Origin of the sequence: Pedobacter sp. PACM 27299 (assembly GCF_001412655.1) — a bacterium.
Classification (GTDB): domain Bacteria; phylum Bacteroidota; class Bacteroidia; order Sphingobacteriales; family Sphingobacteriaceae; genus Pedobacter.
In genome coordinates, this window is record NZ_CP012996.1 from 2,266,801 (window position 1) to 2,282,022 (window position 15,222).

General features: G+C 39.5%; 13 protein-coding genes. 8 read left to right on the forward strand and 5 right to left on the reverse strand.

Features of this window, described 5'->3' with window-relative positions:
• The first annotated feature begins 7 nt into the window (after positions 1–7).
• The 6 genes from AQ505_RS09485 (at position 8) to AQ505_RS09510 (ending at position 5,701) form a co-directional block, all read left to right on the forward strand.
• Complete coding sequence (locus AQ505_RS09485) at positions 8–1,684, forward strand: RagB/SusD family nutrient uptake outer membrane protein (protein WP_062547956.1); 1,677 nt, start codon at positions 8–10, stop codon at positions 1,682–1,684.
• 19 nt (positions 1,685–1,703) lie between these two features.
• Positions 1,704–2,066, forward strand: a complete 363-nt coding sequence (locus AQ505_RS09490; protein ID WP_062547957.1) for a DUF5018-related domain-containing protein — start codon at positions 1,704–1,706, stop codon at positions 2,064–2,066.
• A gap of 18 nt (positions 2,067–2,084) precedes the next feature.
• Positions 2,085–2,927 carry a glycoside hydrolase family 16 protein gene (locus AQ505_RS09495; protein WP_062547958.1) on the forward strand — a complete coding sequence of 281 codons (843 nt, stop codon included), beginning with the start codon at positions 2,085–2,087 and terminating at the stop codon, positions 2,925–2,927.
• 4 nt (positions 2,928–2,931) lie between these two features.
• Positions 2,932–4,209 carry an MBL fold metallo-hydrolase gene (locus tag AQ505_RS09500; protein WP_062547959.1) on the forward strand — a complete coding sequence of 426 codons (1,278 nt, stop codon included), beginning with the start codon at positions 2,932–2,934 and terminating at the stop codon, positions 4,207–4,209.
• Positions 4,210–4,401: 192 nt separating this feature from the next.
• On the forward strand, positions 4,402–4,695 hold the full coding sequence (locus tag AQ505_RS09505; RefSeq protein ID WP_231635101.1) for an ArsR/SmtB family transcription factor: 294 nt from the start codon (positions 4,402–4,404) through the stop codon (positions 4,693–4,695).
• Positions 4,696–4,795: 100 nt separating this feature from the next.
• On the forward strand, positions 4,796–5,701 hold the full coding sequence (locus AQ505_RS09510; RefSeq protein WP_231635056.1) for a zinc-binding dehydrogenase: 906 nt from the start codon (positions 4,796–4,798) through the stop codon (positions 5,699–5,701).
• Between the two features lie 354 nt (positions 5,702–6,055).
• On the opposite strand, the gene AQ505_RS09515 is transcribed toward AQ505_RS09510, so the two are convergent.
• Complete coding sequence (locus tag AQ505_RS09515) at positions 6,056–6,244, reverse strand: hypothetical protein (RefSeq protein ID WP_062547962.1); 189 nt, start codon at positions 6,242–6,244, stop codon at positions 6,056–6,058.
• Positions 6,245–6,616: 372 nt separating this feature from the next.
• Here AQ505_RS09515 and istA point away from each other — a divergent pair, with 372 nt between their 5' ends.
• Together istA and istB are read left to right on the forward strand one after the other, a co-directional pair.
• Positions 6,617–8,140 carry an IS21 family transposase gene (gene istA / locus AQ505_RS09525; RefSeq protein ID WP_062550947.1) on the forward strand — a complete coding sequence of 508 codons (1,524 nt, stop codon included), beginning with the start codon at positions 6,617–6,619 and terminating at the stop codon, positions 8,138–8,140.
• Positions 8,141–8,187: 47 nt separating this feature from the next.
• A complete protein-coding gene (istB, locus tag AQ505_RS09530) occupies positions 8,188–8,910 on the forward strand; it encodes an IS21-like element helper ATPase IstB (RefSeq protein WP_231635057.1) in 723 nt (240 codons plus the stop codon).
• Between the two features lie 599 nt (positions 8,911–9,509).
• Here istB and AQ505_RS09535 read toward each other — a convergent pair.
• From AQ505_RS09535 to AQ505_RS09550, 4 genes are all read right to left on the reverse strand, one after another.
• A complete protein-coding gene (locus tag AQ505_RS09535) occupies positions 9,510–10,760 on the reverse strand; it encodes a M56 family metallopeptidase (protein WP_062547965.1) in 1,251 nt (416 codons plus the stop codon).
• Entirely contained in the window at positions 10,757–11,125 is a 369-nt protein-coding gene (locus AQ505_RS09540) for a BlaI/MecI/CopY family transcriptional regulator (RefSeq protein ID WP_062547966.1), read from the reverse strand. Before AQ505_RS09540 ends, AQ505_RS09535 begins: the two co-directional genes overlap by 4 nt.
• Positions 11,126–11,734: 609 nt before the next feature.
• Complete coding sequence (locus AQ505_RS09545; RefSeq protein WP_062547967.1) at positions 11,735–13,039, reverse strand: HlyD family secretion protein; 1,305 nt, start codon at positions 13,037–13,039, stop codon at positions 11,735–11,737.
• Positions 13,029–15,221 carry a peptidase domain-containing ABC transporter gene (locus AQ505_RS09550; protein ID WP_062547968.1) on the reverse strand — a complete coding sequence of 731 codons (2,193 nt, stop codon included), beginning with the start codon at positions 15,219–15,221 and terminating at the stop codon, positions 13,029–13,031. Before AQ505_RS09550 ends, AQ505_RS09545 begins: the two co-directional genes overlap by 11 nt.
• Position 15,222: the final 1 nt, after the last annotated feature.

Sequence of the window (15,222 nt, forward strand, 5' to 3'; positions counted from 1 at the left end):
ACGTATTATGAAAAAGTTTAAAGCACTATATATATTACTGTTGGCTCTTTCTCTAGCCTCCTGTAAGAAATTTCTGGATAGACCGCCTTTATCTGAACTATCGGAAGGCTCATTCTATAAGTCGCCTGGAGATGCCGCATTTGCGGTAAATGCCATGTATGAGGGATTTTATGAGCTGGAGGGAGACGGAGCTCCATATCTGGATATATTAACAGATTTGTTATTTCTAAAAAACTCATGGGAGGCTGGTTTTTTCCCGGCTACAAACGGCTCACTCACTAGCGACAACTGGTGGCCGAATGACAGGATGTGGAGTAAAAAATACATCTACATCAGGAATGCAAATGTTCTTTTTGAAAACATTGACAAATTTAAGGGTCAGGTTCCCGATGCTGAACTGAACAATTACAAAGGACAGGCCAGAGCCATAAGGGCTTTTCAATATACCAGACTGATGCAGATATTCGGAGATGTACCATTGATAACAAAGTCATTGAGTGTAAACGAATGGCCAGCTAAAAACACTGCAGACGAGGTGATCAGTTTCATCATGACGGAGTTTGATCAGGCGATTACAGAGCTACCGGCTGATCCAGCTGATGCTAAGCATGGTCGTCTCACCAAATATGCTGCTTATGTATTGAAGGCGCGTGCGGCGATTTATGTAGCAGGATTCTATAATAAACCAGAATATTATACCATTGCCGCAGATGCGCTTAAAGAAGTGGTGAATTCAGGTAAATTTGAACTGTTTCAAAAATCGGGTGATCCGAAAAAAGATTTTGGACATCTCTTTCTGGAAGAAAACGAAGGAGCAGAAAACAAGGAAATTCTGCTTTCATTGCAGTTCTTCAAAGACCTTCGTGCCAACAGTATCAGTATGGTTTTCGCAGGTAATGGATGGAAAGGCATACAAGCACACCAGAACTATATCGACCTTTTCGAATGTAAGCATGGCTGGCAGGCACACGGGATCAGCTTTGCTGAGCTCAATAAGTACCGCGATACCAAAACAAACCTGAGCCCGCTTGCAGGGAAGTGCCCGGATTATAATCCACAGGATGAATTCGGTAATCGTGATCCGCGTTTGAACCAGACATTCTTTGATCCCAATATCACCGGATCCGCAGGCAATATTACCAAGAGCGGAGAACTATGGCCTGAAGCCAACAAAACGTTTTATCCCGATTCAGAAAATGATGCTTACTATTTCAAAAAAATGGTAGAGCCTTCATTGTTTACCCCGACTTATATTCCATGGAATGGAGGCAATAATTATGTATTGATCAGGTATGCTGATGTGCTCTTGTTGTATGCAGAATCTTTAAATGCGACAGGCAAAACCACAGAAGCGCTGCCTTTCATCAATAAGGTCCGTTCAAGGGTTGGTATGCCTGCGGTCAGTACAGGGGATCCAACCGAACTGCTGGAGATCATCAAACATGAGCGTAAAATCGAGTTGATTCAGGAACAACAGCTGTATTATGATTATAAGCGCTGGAAAGATCTGGAAAAGACCATGCCATTTGGAGCCGTTTTTTATGGTTTCCGACGAGAACAATTTGGTCAGGAATCAAAAGTAATGGAGACAAAGTATCTGGTATATCCTAAGTATTATAATTGGGCCATACCTACAGGGGAACTCAGGAACAATCCAAATTTAACTCCTAGTCCGAACTGGTAACATTTTAAAATTAGATCTCATGAAAAAAATTATATTGTTACTGCTTGTGTGCGCAACCCTGACATACAGCTGTAATAAAGATGCAGAAATTTATCCGGCTACCAACAGTAGTCTGGCCAAGATCAGTTCGTTCAGACTGGTTACGGAAACGGGACAAAACGCCGCGGCAAACGTAACAATCGATGCCGAAAAAGGTACAATAACCGTCAAAGCAAATACAGGTATTTCATTGGGTCGCTTATTCCCCTCGGCAACTGTTTCGGAAGGGGCGATCGTAGAGCCTGCATTGGGTACGTATACCGACTTTAGCAAACCGGTTGTATATACCGTTATAGCCGGTAACAGACAGGATAAAAAGACATGGACAGTTAAGGTTAATTAACAATACAAAATTAGACAGATGAAAAAAATAATAGGATTTGCAGGACTGCTAACGGTTATTTTGGGCCTTAGTTTTTGCAAAAAGAGTGAAAAGCCTGCCGTTATCGGTAAGAATTTCCCAACTGAATCTATTACTCCAAAGGGAGCAACCTGGGTAATGGACGCTACAAAAAGCGATGAATTTGATAAATTTGATGTGAGTAAATGGTCTGCTGCACCCTTATGGTATTATGGTGGTGTCACCGGAGATTTTGCCTATAAAACAGCAAATACAGAGGTAAACGGGGGCAAAGCTCACCTAATCGCGAAAAAAGAAGTGCATAACAATATCGCCGACCCTGACTTTCAGCGCCAGTACACAGCGGGGTGCTTAAAATCAAAATTTGAAGTAGGGGGAGATTCTTACATTGAAGTAAGGGCTAAGATGATCAATGCTCTGGCAAATGTGTGCGCTGCCATATGGTTGGGTGACGATCCTGTACTAGAAAAGAACCCTAATATTGAGATTGACATGCAGGAAACCAAGAATGCCGACAATAAACCCCATTTATTAAATACCAGTTTATTGACCTGGCCCAAACCCGGTAATGGCAACACAGTCCCCGGTTTTACGAACTACTATTTTTCGTGGGGACTAGACGAAGACTTTCACCTGTACGGTTTAGAGCGCAGGAATGGTAAGCTGAAGTTTTACCTTGACGGTTTGCAATACTGGGAATACGATGCTAAAGATGTTCCGGAATTTATTACCCAGATGAGACCCATTATCCTGAGTATCGAGGGACATGCAGGTGCGCCGAATGCTGCACTTCTGCCCTCAAATTTTGAGATTGACTGGGTGCGGGTTTTTAAATTGAAATAGAACAATGATCAGAAAGAGTATATTTTTTATTATCCTTTTTACAGCCTGTTTGCGCATAACCCATGCGCAAACAGGTTTTGTAAATGACTTAGATACCCTATTGGAATGGAAAAAAGGCTATCTCGATATTCACCACTTTCATACAGGCAGAGGAAACTCTGCCTTCTTTATTTTGCCGGACGGCACCACCATGATGATTGACGCAGGGGAAATGGGCGGGAGTTTTGGCACCGGTCAGACCCTCCATATTTCTCCGGCCTATCCTGACGAATCCCGGACAGCCGCCGGCTGGATTAGCAGCTATGTCAAACAGTTGATTCCGAAGGGTAAAAAACCTAAAATTGATTACGCGCTGATTACCCATTTTCATGCCGATCATTACGGAAGTATTACTGCCGCATCGAAAACATCTGCAAAAGGTGAATATAAATTATCAGGGATTACAGCTATAGCGGAGGAAATCCCCGTTGGTTATTTGATAGACCGCAACTATCCGCTGTATAATTTCCCTGTTGACCTTAGGAAGTATTATAAAGCAGATGCTACTTTTCTAAACTATTTGGCTTTTGTGGATTACCAGCGGCGGCATAATCATATATTGGTTGATTCCTTGCATACCGGAGCAACAGACCAGATCAGGTTGCTGAATCAACCAGATTTATATCCTTCTTTTCAGATCTTGGGTATCAAATCAGGTCCCATGCTCTGGGATAGTAAGAAAGGCAGAAATATTCAATTGCTTCATGCAGACAAGCTGTTAGAAAAGGGTAGCTTCAATGAAAACCCGCTTAGTCTGGCTATAAAACTTTCTTACGGTGATTTTGACTATTTCACTGGCGGGGATAATACAGGTTTAAGTAATTATGAAACCCCAGAATGGTTTGATGTGGAGACACCTATGGGGGAGACGGTAGATAAGGTAGACGTTACGACGTTTAACCATCATGGAAACAGAGATGCGATGAATGAGAATTTTTTAAAGAAGCTCAGTCCAAGGGTGTTGGTGCAGCAATCCTGGTGTTCGGACCATCCCGGACAGGAGTTAGCGTACCGCTTAGGTTCAGAAAAGTTATATGCTGGCCCACGGGATGTTTTTGCAACTTATATTCATCCTGAAACGAAAATAACCTATGGTTCCTGGTTTGTAAATGCTTATGCCAGTACTGAAGGGCATGTGATGATTCGTGTTTATCCCGGAGGTCGCGAGTATATAGTGGTCATTCTGCAAACAATAGGAGGTGTATTAACGCCCAAAAAAGTCTATGGACCATACCGTTCATAAAATTACAGATGTGTTGATTTATTGGCAAAATAAATCATTTTGCCTGCTTGTTGAGGTAGTTTAATAAACTTTGAAAAAAGACTAATAGTATGAATACATAATCTTTATAGGTTCGTCGACGACCGTCACCCGTTTTTACTTTAATTTCTGGATTTCGAAAAATATCGATATGTTTGTGAAATGGAATTAATTATGGTTTTTAAGGCGCTGAGTAATGAAACTAGAATAAACATACTTATCTGGCTCAAGCACCCTGGCCTCCACTTTCCTGCTGAGGAATTGCGAGACTATGATGCAAATCTCGGTGTTTGTGTAAGCGACATTACCAAAAAAGCCGGTCTATCTCCCTCCACAACATCAGATTACCTGAGTATACTACAGAAATGCGGGCTTATCGAAGCTACCCGGGCCGGTCAGTGGACATATTACAGACGTAATGAAGGGGCGATTGAGACGCTAAACACATTAATCCGAAAATCGCTCTGATTTTTTTAACTATACATTTCGAGAATAAGCGAAACTTCTAAATATGAAAACAATTGTAATCAAAAATTATGGAGGACCCGAAGTCCTCCAATTAGCGGAAGTGACTACTCCTTCCATAACAGATCCTTCCCAAGTGTTAGTGAAGGTACGGGCTACCTCAGTAAATCCACTTGATTGTCAGATAAGACGGGGGGATTATGCGTCACTGTTTGATTTACCAATTATAACCGGTCACGATATTTCGGGCGAAGTTGTAGCAGTGGGTGAAGCCGTGAAAAATTGGCTGCCCGGTGATAAAGTCTATTATTCTCCTCGCTTTGGCGGAACCGGCAGTTATGCAGAATATCACCTCACAGACGAATCCTCTTTGTCAAGGATGCCGGATAATCTTAGCTACGAGGAAGCTGCTGCTGTTCCGCTTGTTGGAGGTACGGTATGGGAAATACTTGTAGTAAGGGCTAAACTAAAAAAAGGAGATACCATTCTGATCCTTGGAGGCGCGGGCGGAGTGGGAACACTCGCAATACAGGTCGCTAAATCACTGGGTGCCTTTGTGTACACAACAGGGCAAAGTATTTTGCATGAGAAACTTCAGAATCTTGGAGCGGATGTAGTCATTGATCATCATAGAAAAAACTACATTGAAGAAATACAGGCTTATACCAACGGAAAAGGGGTAGATGTAATTATTGATACTGTAGGAGGAAGCACGCTCTCGGATGGTCCGCACGCCTTAACTAACTATGGCAGAATTGTAACACTAGTCGATATTGCCCAGCCGCAAAACCTTATACACGCATGGGAAAAAAATGCTACGTATCATTTCGTTTTTACCCGACAAAGCAGGGATGAGCTCTATAACATTACCAGGTTAATAGAAAGCGGACATGTAAAGCCAATTATAGATAGTATCTATCCAATTGAAGAGGTTAAAAATGCACATCAAAGAATAGAATATGCTATGCGGGACAGACCTTTATTTGGTAAAATTGTACTGTCCTTCTAAAAAGTTGTTTGAAGTTGCTACATGTGGCGCAGGCGCAACAATTAAAACCTATAGTACGTATTGTTCTTATCGCGAATATTGAATTTGCTGATGCTGAAACATAAGGGACGGGCTATTACAGGAATTCGTTAAATAAATTGAGGGCATGCGTTGACGACCTGAATAAACAACGGGGTGCGGTTTTTACTAATCTGGGAGATAGTATTTAGGTAAATCTATTGTTTATCTCCCAAATATTAGCCAGGTGTTCGTTACCCGTTGTGCCCTTATCATTTCTTTATTCTGCTGCATCACTTTCTGATTCTGCTAAATCATCTGGCCATTTTGCTATATCTGATGATGCTGGTTTTTAAGTTAATTTCCTATGGCATCAACGGCCTGACGTGTCCTATATTTATCAGGTAAAAGTGTAAACTGGTCAAGTTGTTCAACCAAGCTGTTCATCTGTTTTGATTTTTGTATCAGTTCTGGCTTTATTTCACTGGCCAGCTTTTTCCGTTTAAAATAGTCCAGCACATCACCCATCCCAAACCTGAAAAACATATAGAATATAGGTCACATCGTTATTGCCGCTACAATGTTTGTTTTTGGACTCGGACCTGTAGTAATTATCAGTATTATTAAAGCAGTTGCAGCTAATGACAATAGATTGAATAATCGCTTTCTGTTGTAATGCTGTACATACTGGATAAACCACACCAAAATGGTCCCTCTTCGCCACTCGAAAATGATCCCCTCTGCCAGAGCAAAGTGATCCCTTTCCTCCAAATGAAAGTGTCCCCCTTTCGGCAGAGCAAAGTGACCCCCTGAAAAGAATTTAAAGTATTGTACTGACGGGTTTCCCCGGACGGGGTTTTTGTTTAGCTTTTTGATGAACAAAAACCTGCGATTGCCATGTCCAATAACCCGATCAAAATGAATAAATTACGTCAGATTATCCGTCTTTATTGCCAGGGAACCGGCACCAAGACGATCCATGGAATGGTTGGTACTTCCCGTACCACCGTCAAGAAGTATGTGCATGTATGGCACAAACTAGGTATTACTCATGATGAGTTCAATGAAAAAAGCGATAATGAACTATCCGTTCTTTTTACCACTCCAGCCGCTAAAACTATCAATAGTCCACGCATGCAGGAACTGGAGCTATTACATCCTGGATACTGTAAGCGGCTTAAAAAGAAGGGAGTCACCCGGGAGGCACTTCATCTTGAGTACATACAACAACACCCTGGGGGATACGCACGTTCCCGTTTCAATAATGCCATAGATACCTACCTTCAGCTTTCCAAGCCGGTAATGCACATTGATCATAAGTCTGGTGACAAGATGTATATCGACTTTGCAGGAAGTAAACTACAGTTTCATCCGGCAGATGGGCACCAATGTGATGCAGAAGTCTTTGTAGCCATTTTGGGTTGCAGCCAACTTACGTACGTGGAAGCCGTAGAAAGCCAGCGCAAAGAAGATCTGATCAAGGCCTGTGAGAATGCACTTCATTATTTCGGGGGAGTGCCAGCAGCCATAGTTCCTGACAACCTGCGCTCAGCGGTGACTAAAGGGAGCAAGTATGAGGCTGTGCTTAATGACGAATTTGCTGCCTTTGCTGAACATTATGCGGTTACGATTATTCCAGCACGTGTTTATAAGCCACGAGATAAGGCTTTAGTTGAAGGAGCGGTTAAGTTGATCTACCGAAGTATCTATCAGAGATTAGAAGGTCGCAGGTTCAATGACCTGGAATCATTGAATGCAGCCATACGCTCTGCACTGGAGATCCATAATAACAAACCTTTTTCAGGGCGTAGTTATTCCCGTTCTGAGCAGTTTGAGGAGATTGAGCGGGAAGCACTGAGGGTACTCAATCCTATCCGTTACGAAGTACACAAGCAAGTAATGGTAACAGTGATGAAGAACGGATATATTCGTCTGGGTGAAGATATTCACTATTACAGTGTGCCATATACCTACATCGGGAAGAAAGTAAAAGTACTCTATACTTCAGGGATAGTCCAGATCTATTATCACTATACTCAAATTGCAACCCATAAACGCGATAGAGCTAGGTATCATTACACAACGAACAAAGATCATCTGGCCTCGCAACATCGTTTTCTAACTGAATGGACACCAGAAAAGTTTATTCAGGAAGCCGAACAGATCCATGAAGATGTGGCCCGCTACATATCTCAGGTCCTGGAAAATAAATCCTATCCTGAACAAGCTTACAAATCATGTTCAGGTATATTGAGCTTTGCCAGACGCGTTGGACCTGAGCGTTTGGCTAATGCCTGCCGCTGGGCCGACAATCTTAGTCAGTACAATTATCCCGTTATTGAAGAGATACTGAGAAAACAACTGGACCAATTGCAGCCTGAAGGCGAACAAGTAGCTATTCCTTCGCATAAAAACATAAGAGGCAAAGAATATTACCAATAACAACCCCTAAACCATAAAAGACAATGAATAATGAAACATTAGACAAAATGCGTCAGCTCCGTCTGTACGGGATGTATGATGCCTTTAAAACCAATTTGGAGACTTCAGTGAAAGACGCTCTTACTGCGGATCAATTTGTTTCGCTACTGGTGGCCAGTGAATGGGATGACCGGCGAAACCGATCTGTGGAAAGGGCAATCAGAATCGCCAGTTTCCGTTATAAAGCTTCGTTAGAGCAGGTGGACTACTCTTTTGACCGTGGCCTGGATAAGAACGAGGTCCACAGGCTAGCAGGGCTCGACTTTATCAAGGAACGCAAAGATCTGTTCATCACCGGTTCCACTGGAACCGGTAAAAGCTATCTGGCAACGGCTCTCGGGTACCACGCCTGCCAGAGTGGTTACAAAGTGATGTATGTCAATACGGCTAAACTTATGGGCCAGTTAAAACTTGCTAAAGCAAAAGGGACCATGCTTGCAGAACTCAAACGGATAGAGCGTTTAGATATGCTGATCCTGGATGACTTTGGCTTACAGCCATTTGATCCTCAGTCCAGGCTCGCTCTTCTTGATATCATTGAAGATCGGCACCAAAAAAGGTCCACAGTGATCACATCGCAGATTCCGGTGAAAGAATGGTATGACATTATCGGCGAAAAAACAATCGCTGATGCAGTTCTTGATCGTATCGTTCATCACTCATTAAGGATCGAATTGTTTGGAGAATCACTAAGGAGAAAAAAAACTAAAACGGAAAATGTATTTTTGTAAAAACAATAGTTGTTAATCAGGACAAAAAACATCCGTCTAGGAAGCTCGTTTGTACAACAACTTTTAGTTCTTTTCATCCCTCAACTCTGAGGGGACAGTTTGCTGTGGCGAACGGGGGTCAGTTTCATTGGTATATCCACATACATCTGCCTTCGCCAGATATTTTCACTCAAGTCCGCATATTCAGCAATAACAGCTCGGGACTTGTTCAAGTTGTTGAATATTTCTTGTAATTCCATGTATTACCCCAAGATAGTTCCCGATCTCCTGCGAGTATCTAATGAAATTTATTGACCTAAGTTGGATTTGGGTATAAATCTATTAAAATCAAAGTTGTTAGACAATTAGATATCTATTTGGTTCGACTCCGGCACATGGTACAGAAATCTTTCCCATATGGGAAAGATTATTAAAAAATATATTTATTAGAGCCTTTAGATGATATCTAAAGGCTTTTTTTGGTTTTAATTGTTGCTTTTTTGAAACCCATGCTTTTGATCAGGAAGAATTCTCATCGCCTGAACAGGTTCGGAAAAAGGGAGGGTACAATGGAATATCAGTAGCGCTGAGTAGTATCATATGTAATGTGATTTTTTTTATTACTTCATGATTTTAGTTTTAAAGCAAAATGGAATAGCATAATTGTCATTGGGAATTTTTTCTAATTTCATCGCACCTTTAGATTGATCAAAAGTTAATGATGCTGTTTTCTCGACTGGAAGTGTTTTGATATCCTCCTCATTATAAAAATTGCCATCAATAAAGACGCCTAACTTATCTTCTGTACCAAGCTTGGCGGAAGCAGCCCCATCGACTAGCTTAAATGTAACTTCATCATAATTTTTGCCGTTTTTGTCATGGACATGTTTACGGGAATAAAATTGGGAAGTCGAATTTTGTGAGTCTAAATCTGCAGACGATTTATAATAGACCTCATGATTTCGATGAGCATCTGTTTGCCCATTATTATTGCTTTTTTTCTCAGTTTTCAGATTGGAAAAAGCTAGGCAGCTTAGTACCCCTATCGGCAGTACAAGCACATAAATGATTTTTTTCATACTTTTTGTAGGTTGGTTAAATAACATAGTAATACGTTTTTCTAGGGGCACCTTACTAAAGGTGTGGTAAAAAGTTTGTTGGCTTGAAATAGATAGTTTCAATAGCAAGTTTGCGTATTTATTTTTATCGGCTAAGCGACCTATTTCACCATCCACCTCAAATTCGTGGTTTTCTTCTACAGCATGTGAGTACAGATATATAAATGGATTGAACCATAATATGATCTTTGAAAGTTCAAGAATGATTCTATCTACAGAATGCAATCGTTGAACATGAAGCATTTCATGCTGAATTATTTGTTGTACTTCAGCCTGTTCAAGTTTTTCGTCTTTAAGGAATATTAAATTTAGAAATGAACCGTTACTTATATTTTTATGGCCACGAATAAGATGGATGCGGCCAATTTTTGTGCTGTTTTTGAGTGTGGTATTTCCGAAAAAGACTGACATTACGATTATCAATCTGACTAAGAGTGCAATTGCAATTATCAAATAAACAATGGTTGAAATATCGAACCAATTAATTTGGGGTTGTGCAATTGTTTTTTCTACCTCAATGCCCTGCAGTTTCGCTGATAAGTCGTGAAGTTGATTAAAGTATATAGAACTTTGTACATATTCGTTACGAATAGTTAAGGTCAATAGAGGTATAATAAAACTGAAGGCCAATGCTGCCAGCAAATACCACCTGTTGATCGTGAAAAAAGTTAATTTTCGCAATATGAAATGATATAACGCTAAGAAGAATCCCACACAGGCGCTTACCTGCAATAGATATACAATTATTTTCATGACAATTTGTTTTTATTAATGATGTCTTTAATCTTACTGATGTCGCTGTCACTTAGTTGTTCTTCTTTTACTATATAGGAGAGCAAGCTTTCTAAGGAGTTGTCAAAGTATCCAGCTACCATCTTCTTAAAGAATAATTTTCGATATTCCAATTTTGAAATCAAGGGGAAATATTCATGTGTTTTTCCATATGCTTTGAATCCCACATATTTGTTTTTCTCTAATAATCTTACAACAGATGAAATGGTATTGTATGGCGGTTTAGGGTCATCAGGTAAAGCTTCGATAATATCCTTCACAAAACCCTTTTTAAGCTTCCACAATATTAACATTACCCGTTCTTCATTTCTAGTCAATTCTTCCATGAGTTGAAGATACAACTATTTATTAGTTATGTAACTATTTTTTAGTTTATTGGGTGTATGCAATGGAACTTCAAGTTGGATCGTATGATATTGTATTCTAGAGGGCTGGTAACTTCAACCAAAACTATAAATTTTTTCATCTCCAAGTTTTTGGTTCAACCGTAGTCCGGTTAAGGTTAATTTTCGCTAAATTTGCGCGATTAATAACTAGAGTAAAGGCAAATTCAAATAAAACCTTTGACACTTAAATCATTAATAATAGGCTCAATAAGCCTTAAGAAACGATCTAAATGTTCAAAGTAATCCGGAGAAACGGTACAGAAATCTTTCCCATATGGGAAAGATTATTAAAAAACTAAAAACGCCTTTAGATAATATCTAAAGGCGTCCATAGTGCACACCGTATTGAACTCAAAGGAGAATCAATGAGAAAGAAAAGAAGAACTGATGTTCAAGAAACCGGCTATCAATAGCCAAATTATTAGCTAACTTTGAAAACGCTTTTACAGCTTTAGTCCGCCAGCAAATTGACTGGTCACTTTGCCACGGAATTAGGTGGCATACAACAATTAGATCTTTATACTGAACCTTTTTTTAAGCTATTAATCCCTATTTGTGATTTTCAGTAAGTTTTCTGATTTGATAAAAAAACCGTTCAATTAATCTTAAATCTTCTGTTACAATTTCTGCGTTGCCTTTTAATTCTTTGTCAAAAGTTAGGGTTTTGTGATATGAGGTGGTTAATCCTTTGGGTAAATTAACATCTACATAATAATTTCCTTTTTCATCTGGAGCGAAGGAAATATTTTGAACTCTACCTTCTACAATTCCATATTCTTGAAAACGATAATTATCTAGTTTGATCAGCACTTTTTCGCCACGTGCTATTTTACCCGAATTGGCTGCAGAAATGAACATTTTGCCAATTAAAGCTCTTTTGTGGTCTGGTAGTATAGTTAAAATAGCATCGCCGCTTTTTACAAATTGATTTTCACCCCAAAATTGCTGAAAACTGGCCAAACCATCTGTTGAAGAGATGATTAAATAATTTTGTTCCCATTCTCTTAAAGACCTTTTCAATTGTTCAAATAATTGTAAGGTTTGCAAAGTAAAATTACTTTTGTCCTTCTCATTATTAATATTTGTTCCACTTCTTGTTTTATTGAGATTTGCAACCGTCTCCTGTGTTTGAGACAAGGAAATTTCTATATTTTCTAAACTTTGCTCTGCTTGTATAAATTTAATTTTTTCAGTCTCAAATTCGGCGGTCGAAATTACCTTTAGGCTTAGGAGCTGCACTGTCCGCTGATAGTTTTTCTTAACTAGCTCGAATTTGGCCAGTTCCAGTTTTTTTTGCTGTTTTAAGGCGAGCATCCTGCTTTTATTGGCGTCGATATTTTGCTCGGTTGCTTTATTTTCTGGTTCATAGGGTTTTAGGCTGACAAACAATTTCTCGTCTTGAAATGCCTTAGCAAAATTATTGTAGTCACCCTGAAGCTCACCTAATTTAAAAGTTGCTAGTTTATGAACAGGAAAAGAGGGCATATGAGCTGGTGATATGGAATCAATTACTTTTTTAAGCTGTAAAATGTCTTTATAATTGGCGGTGGACTGTAAAACCATTAAAATCTGGTTTTTTTTAACTTGCTGATGGTCTTTGATGAAAAGCTTTTCCAGTCTGGAATTTATTCGTGACTCTAGTTTTTCTGGAGGATTTTGCGAGGTTACGATAATAGTTGCGGGCACAAATTCTGGATATTTGATGAAATAGCTCATCATTAAGATCATTAATAGGATCACCAAAATTACCACATTGCCCCAGCGGAACATCCAATGTGGTGGCTCTGCCAATACATCCTGCACACTCTCCGAGCGAAGATTGATCTCATCTAATTTATCTTTTTTAGTTTCCAAGTTCGAGCTGATTTTTGATTAGTCTGTAATATTCTCCCTTTTGGGCTACCAATTCCTGGTGATTGCCCTCTTCGATAGCCTTTCCCTTATCCAGTACAATAATTTTATCGGCATGTTTAACGGTAGATAGCCTGTGCGCAATAACGATAGCCGTTTTACCTTTAAAAAACTGCTCAAGATTTTCGATAATGATCTTTTCGTTATTGGCATCCAGGGCGCTGGTCGCTTCATCGAAAAATATATATTCGGGCGACTTGTAAACTGCCCTGGCAATAAATAAGCGCTGTTTCTGACCACCACTTATTCCGATCCCTTCATTCCCGATCTTGGTATTGTAACTTAGTGGCAAACTTTCTATAAAACCTTGTATGTTGGCAATTTCGATTGCTTTTCTTAGTTTTTGCTTGTCAATGGTATCTTCGCCAATGGCGATGTTGTTGGCTATAGTATCGTTAAATACATAACCTTCCTGCATCACCACCCCACAGTGATCCCGCCAAAATCTGGGCGAAATGTTTTTCATATTAGTATTGCCAATTTTGATGTCACCCTGGTTAGGTTCGTAAAATTTAGTGATGAGTTTTAAAAGCGTTGTTTTACCACTGCCACTGGCCCCAACTATGGCCGTGGTTTTTTGATAGGGGATAACCAGGTTTAAATCCTGAAAAACAAAAGCATCAGAACCTGTATATTTAAATGAAATATTAGTTAACTCGATATCTTTTTGTGGAATTTCAGTGGCATACTGCTCATCGCTGTCTTCCTCGTCTTCTTTATCATGTATTTCCCCTAGGCGTTCCAGCGATATTTTAGCATCCTGCGTTTGCTTAATAAAATCGATTAATTGTAGTAAAGGGCTATTGAGCTGCCCGATAATATACTGCACAGAAAGCATCATCCCCAGGGTAAGGTTTCCACTTAATACCAGTTTTGCGGCCAGGAAACTTACCAGGATATCTTTAATCTGATTAATGAAACCCCCACCAACGGATTGCCATTGCTCTAAGGAAAGCGCCTTTATTTTGATTTTAAATAACTTTACCTGTAAAAACTCCCAAGCCCATCGCTTCTGTTTTTCTGCATTGTGCATTTTTATCTCCTGCATACCGTTAATGAGTTCTATGACGGTACTTTGCTCTTGCGCAACCTGCGAGAACATTTTATAATCCAATTCTTTTCTCTTTTTAAGGAAAAAACTGATCCAGGCAATGTAAAGAATAGCGCCAATTAAATAAACCACAAACAGACGGTAATCGTACACCAAAAGCACAATGCTAAAAACGATCAGATTAACCATGGAGAATAGCGTGTTTAACGAGGAATTAGTTAGTAATTGCTCAATCCTATGATGATCGTTTATGCGTTGCATGATGTCTCCTGTCATTCTGGTATCAAAGAAACTGATGGGAAGTCTCATTAATTTGATAAAGAAATCTGATATGATGGAGATGTTAATTCGAGTGGAAAGGTGCAGTAAAATCCAGCTTCTGATAATATCAATGCCAATTTTGCCCATAAAAAGCATCACCTGAGCCAATAAAATTAAATAGATGAAATTAATATCCTGATTTTGTATTCCAACGTCTACAATACTTTGGGTTAGAAAAGGGAAAATAAGTGACAATAAACTTCCTGCCAACAGCCCAATTGCTAACTGAATAACAAGTGATTTATATTTAATCAAATACCTGAATAGGAATGAGAAACTTGTTTTTTTCTCTTCTTCCTCAAATTCGTTTTTATAGAATGATGGGCTGGTTTCTAAAATTAGCGCAATACCTTCTTCAGTTTTATCATTCGCATTTTCGCCAATCCAATGTTTAATAAATTCTTCTTTCGGGTAAGTGATTAAGCCATAACTAGGATCTGAGATATAAACCTTTCCAGCTTTATCAATTTTATAAACCACCACATAGTGGTTTTTATTCCAATGCACAATACAGGGCAATGGCGCTTCTGCAACCAAAGTATCAAAATCTATTTTAACCCCTAAAGTTCTAAACCCCAAATTCTCTGCGGCGTTGCTAAGCCCTAACAAACCACTTCCTTCTCTGGTAGTTTCAGATAGTGTTCTTAAATGCTGAAGCGGAATACTCTTTTTATAGTATTTTGCTATGATACGTAAGCAAGTAGGACCACAGTCTTTTGCATCTGGTTGTTTATAAAAGGGGAATTTTTTCATT

What these genes read in the sequence shown, in the direction of transcription:
- AQ505_RS09485 (WP_062547956.1), top strand. Translation starts at nt 8, where the DNA reads ATGAAAAAGTTTAAAGCACTATATATATTACTGTTGGCTCTTTCTCTA.
- AQ505_RS09490 (WP_062547957.1), top strand. Translation starts at nt 1,704, where the DNA reads ATGAAAAAAATTATATTGTTACTGCTTGTGTGCGCAACCCTGACATAC.
- AQ505_RS09495 (WP_062547958.1), top strand. Translation starts at nt 2,085, where the DNA reads ATGAAAAAAATAATAGGATTTGCAGGACTGCTAACGGTTATTTTGGGC.
- AQ505_RS09500 (WP_062547959.1), top strand. Translation starts at nt 2,932, where the DNA reads ATGATCAGAAAGAGTATATTTTTTATTATCCTTTTTACAGCCTGTTTG.
- AQ505_RS09505 (WP_231635101.1), top strand. Translation starts at nt 4,402, where the DNA reads ATGGTTTTTAAGGCGCTGAGTAATGAAACTAGAATAAACATACTTATC.
- AQ505_RS09515 (WP_062547962.1), bottom strand. Translation starts at nt 6,244, where the DNA reads ATGTTTTTCAGGTTTGGGATGGGTGATGTGCTGGACTATTTTAAACGG.
- istA (WP_062550947.1), top strand. Translation starts at nt 6,617, where the DNA reads ATGAATAAATTACGTCAGATTATCCGTCTTTATTGCCAGGGAACCGGC.
- istB (WP_231635057.1), top strand. Translation starts at nt 8,188, where the DNA reads ATGCGTCAGCTCCGTCTGTACGGGATGTATGATGCCTTTAAAACCAAT.
- AQ505_RS09535 (WP_062547965.1), bottom strand. Translation starts at nt 10,760, where the DNA reads ATGAAAATAATTGTATATCTATTGCAGGTAAGCGCCTGTGTGGGATTC.
- AQ505_RS09540 (WP_062547966.1), bottom strand. Translation starts at nt 11,125, where the DNA reads ATGGAAGAATTGACTAGAAATGAAGAACGGGTAATGTTAATATTGTGG.
- AQ505_RS09550 (WP_062547968.1), bottom strand. Translation starts at nt 15,221, where the DNA reads ATGAAAAAATTCCCCTTTTATAAACAACCAGATGCAAAAGACTGTGGT.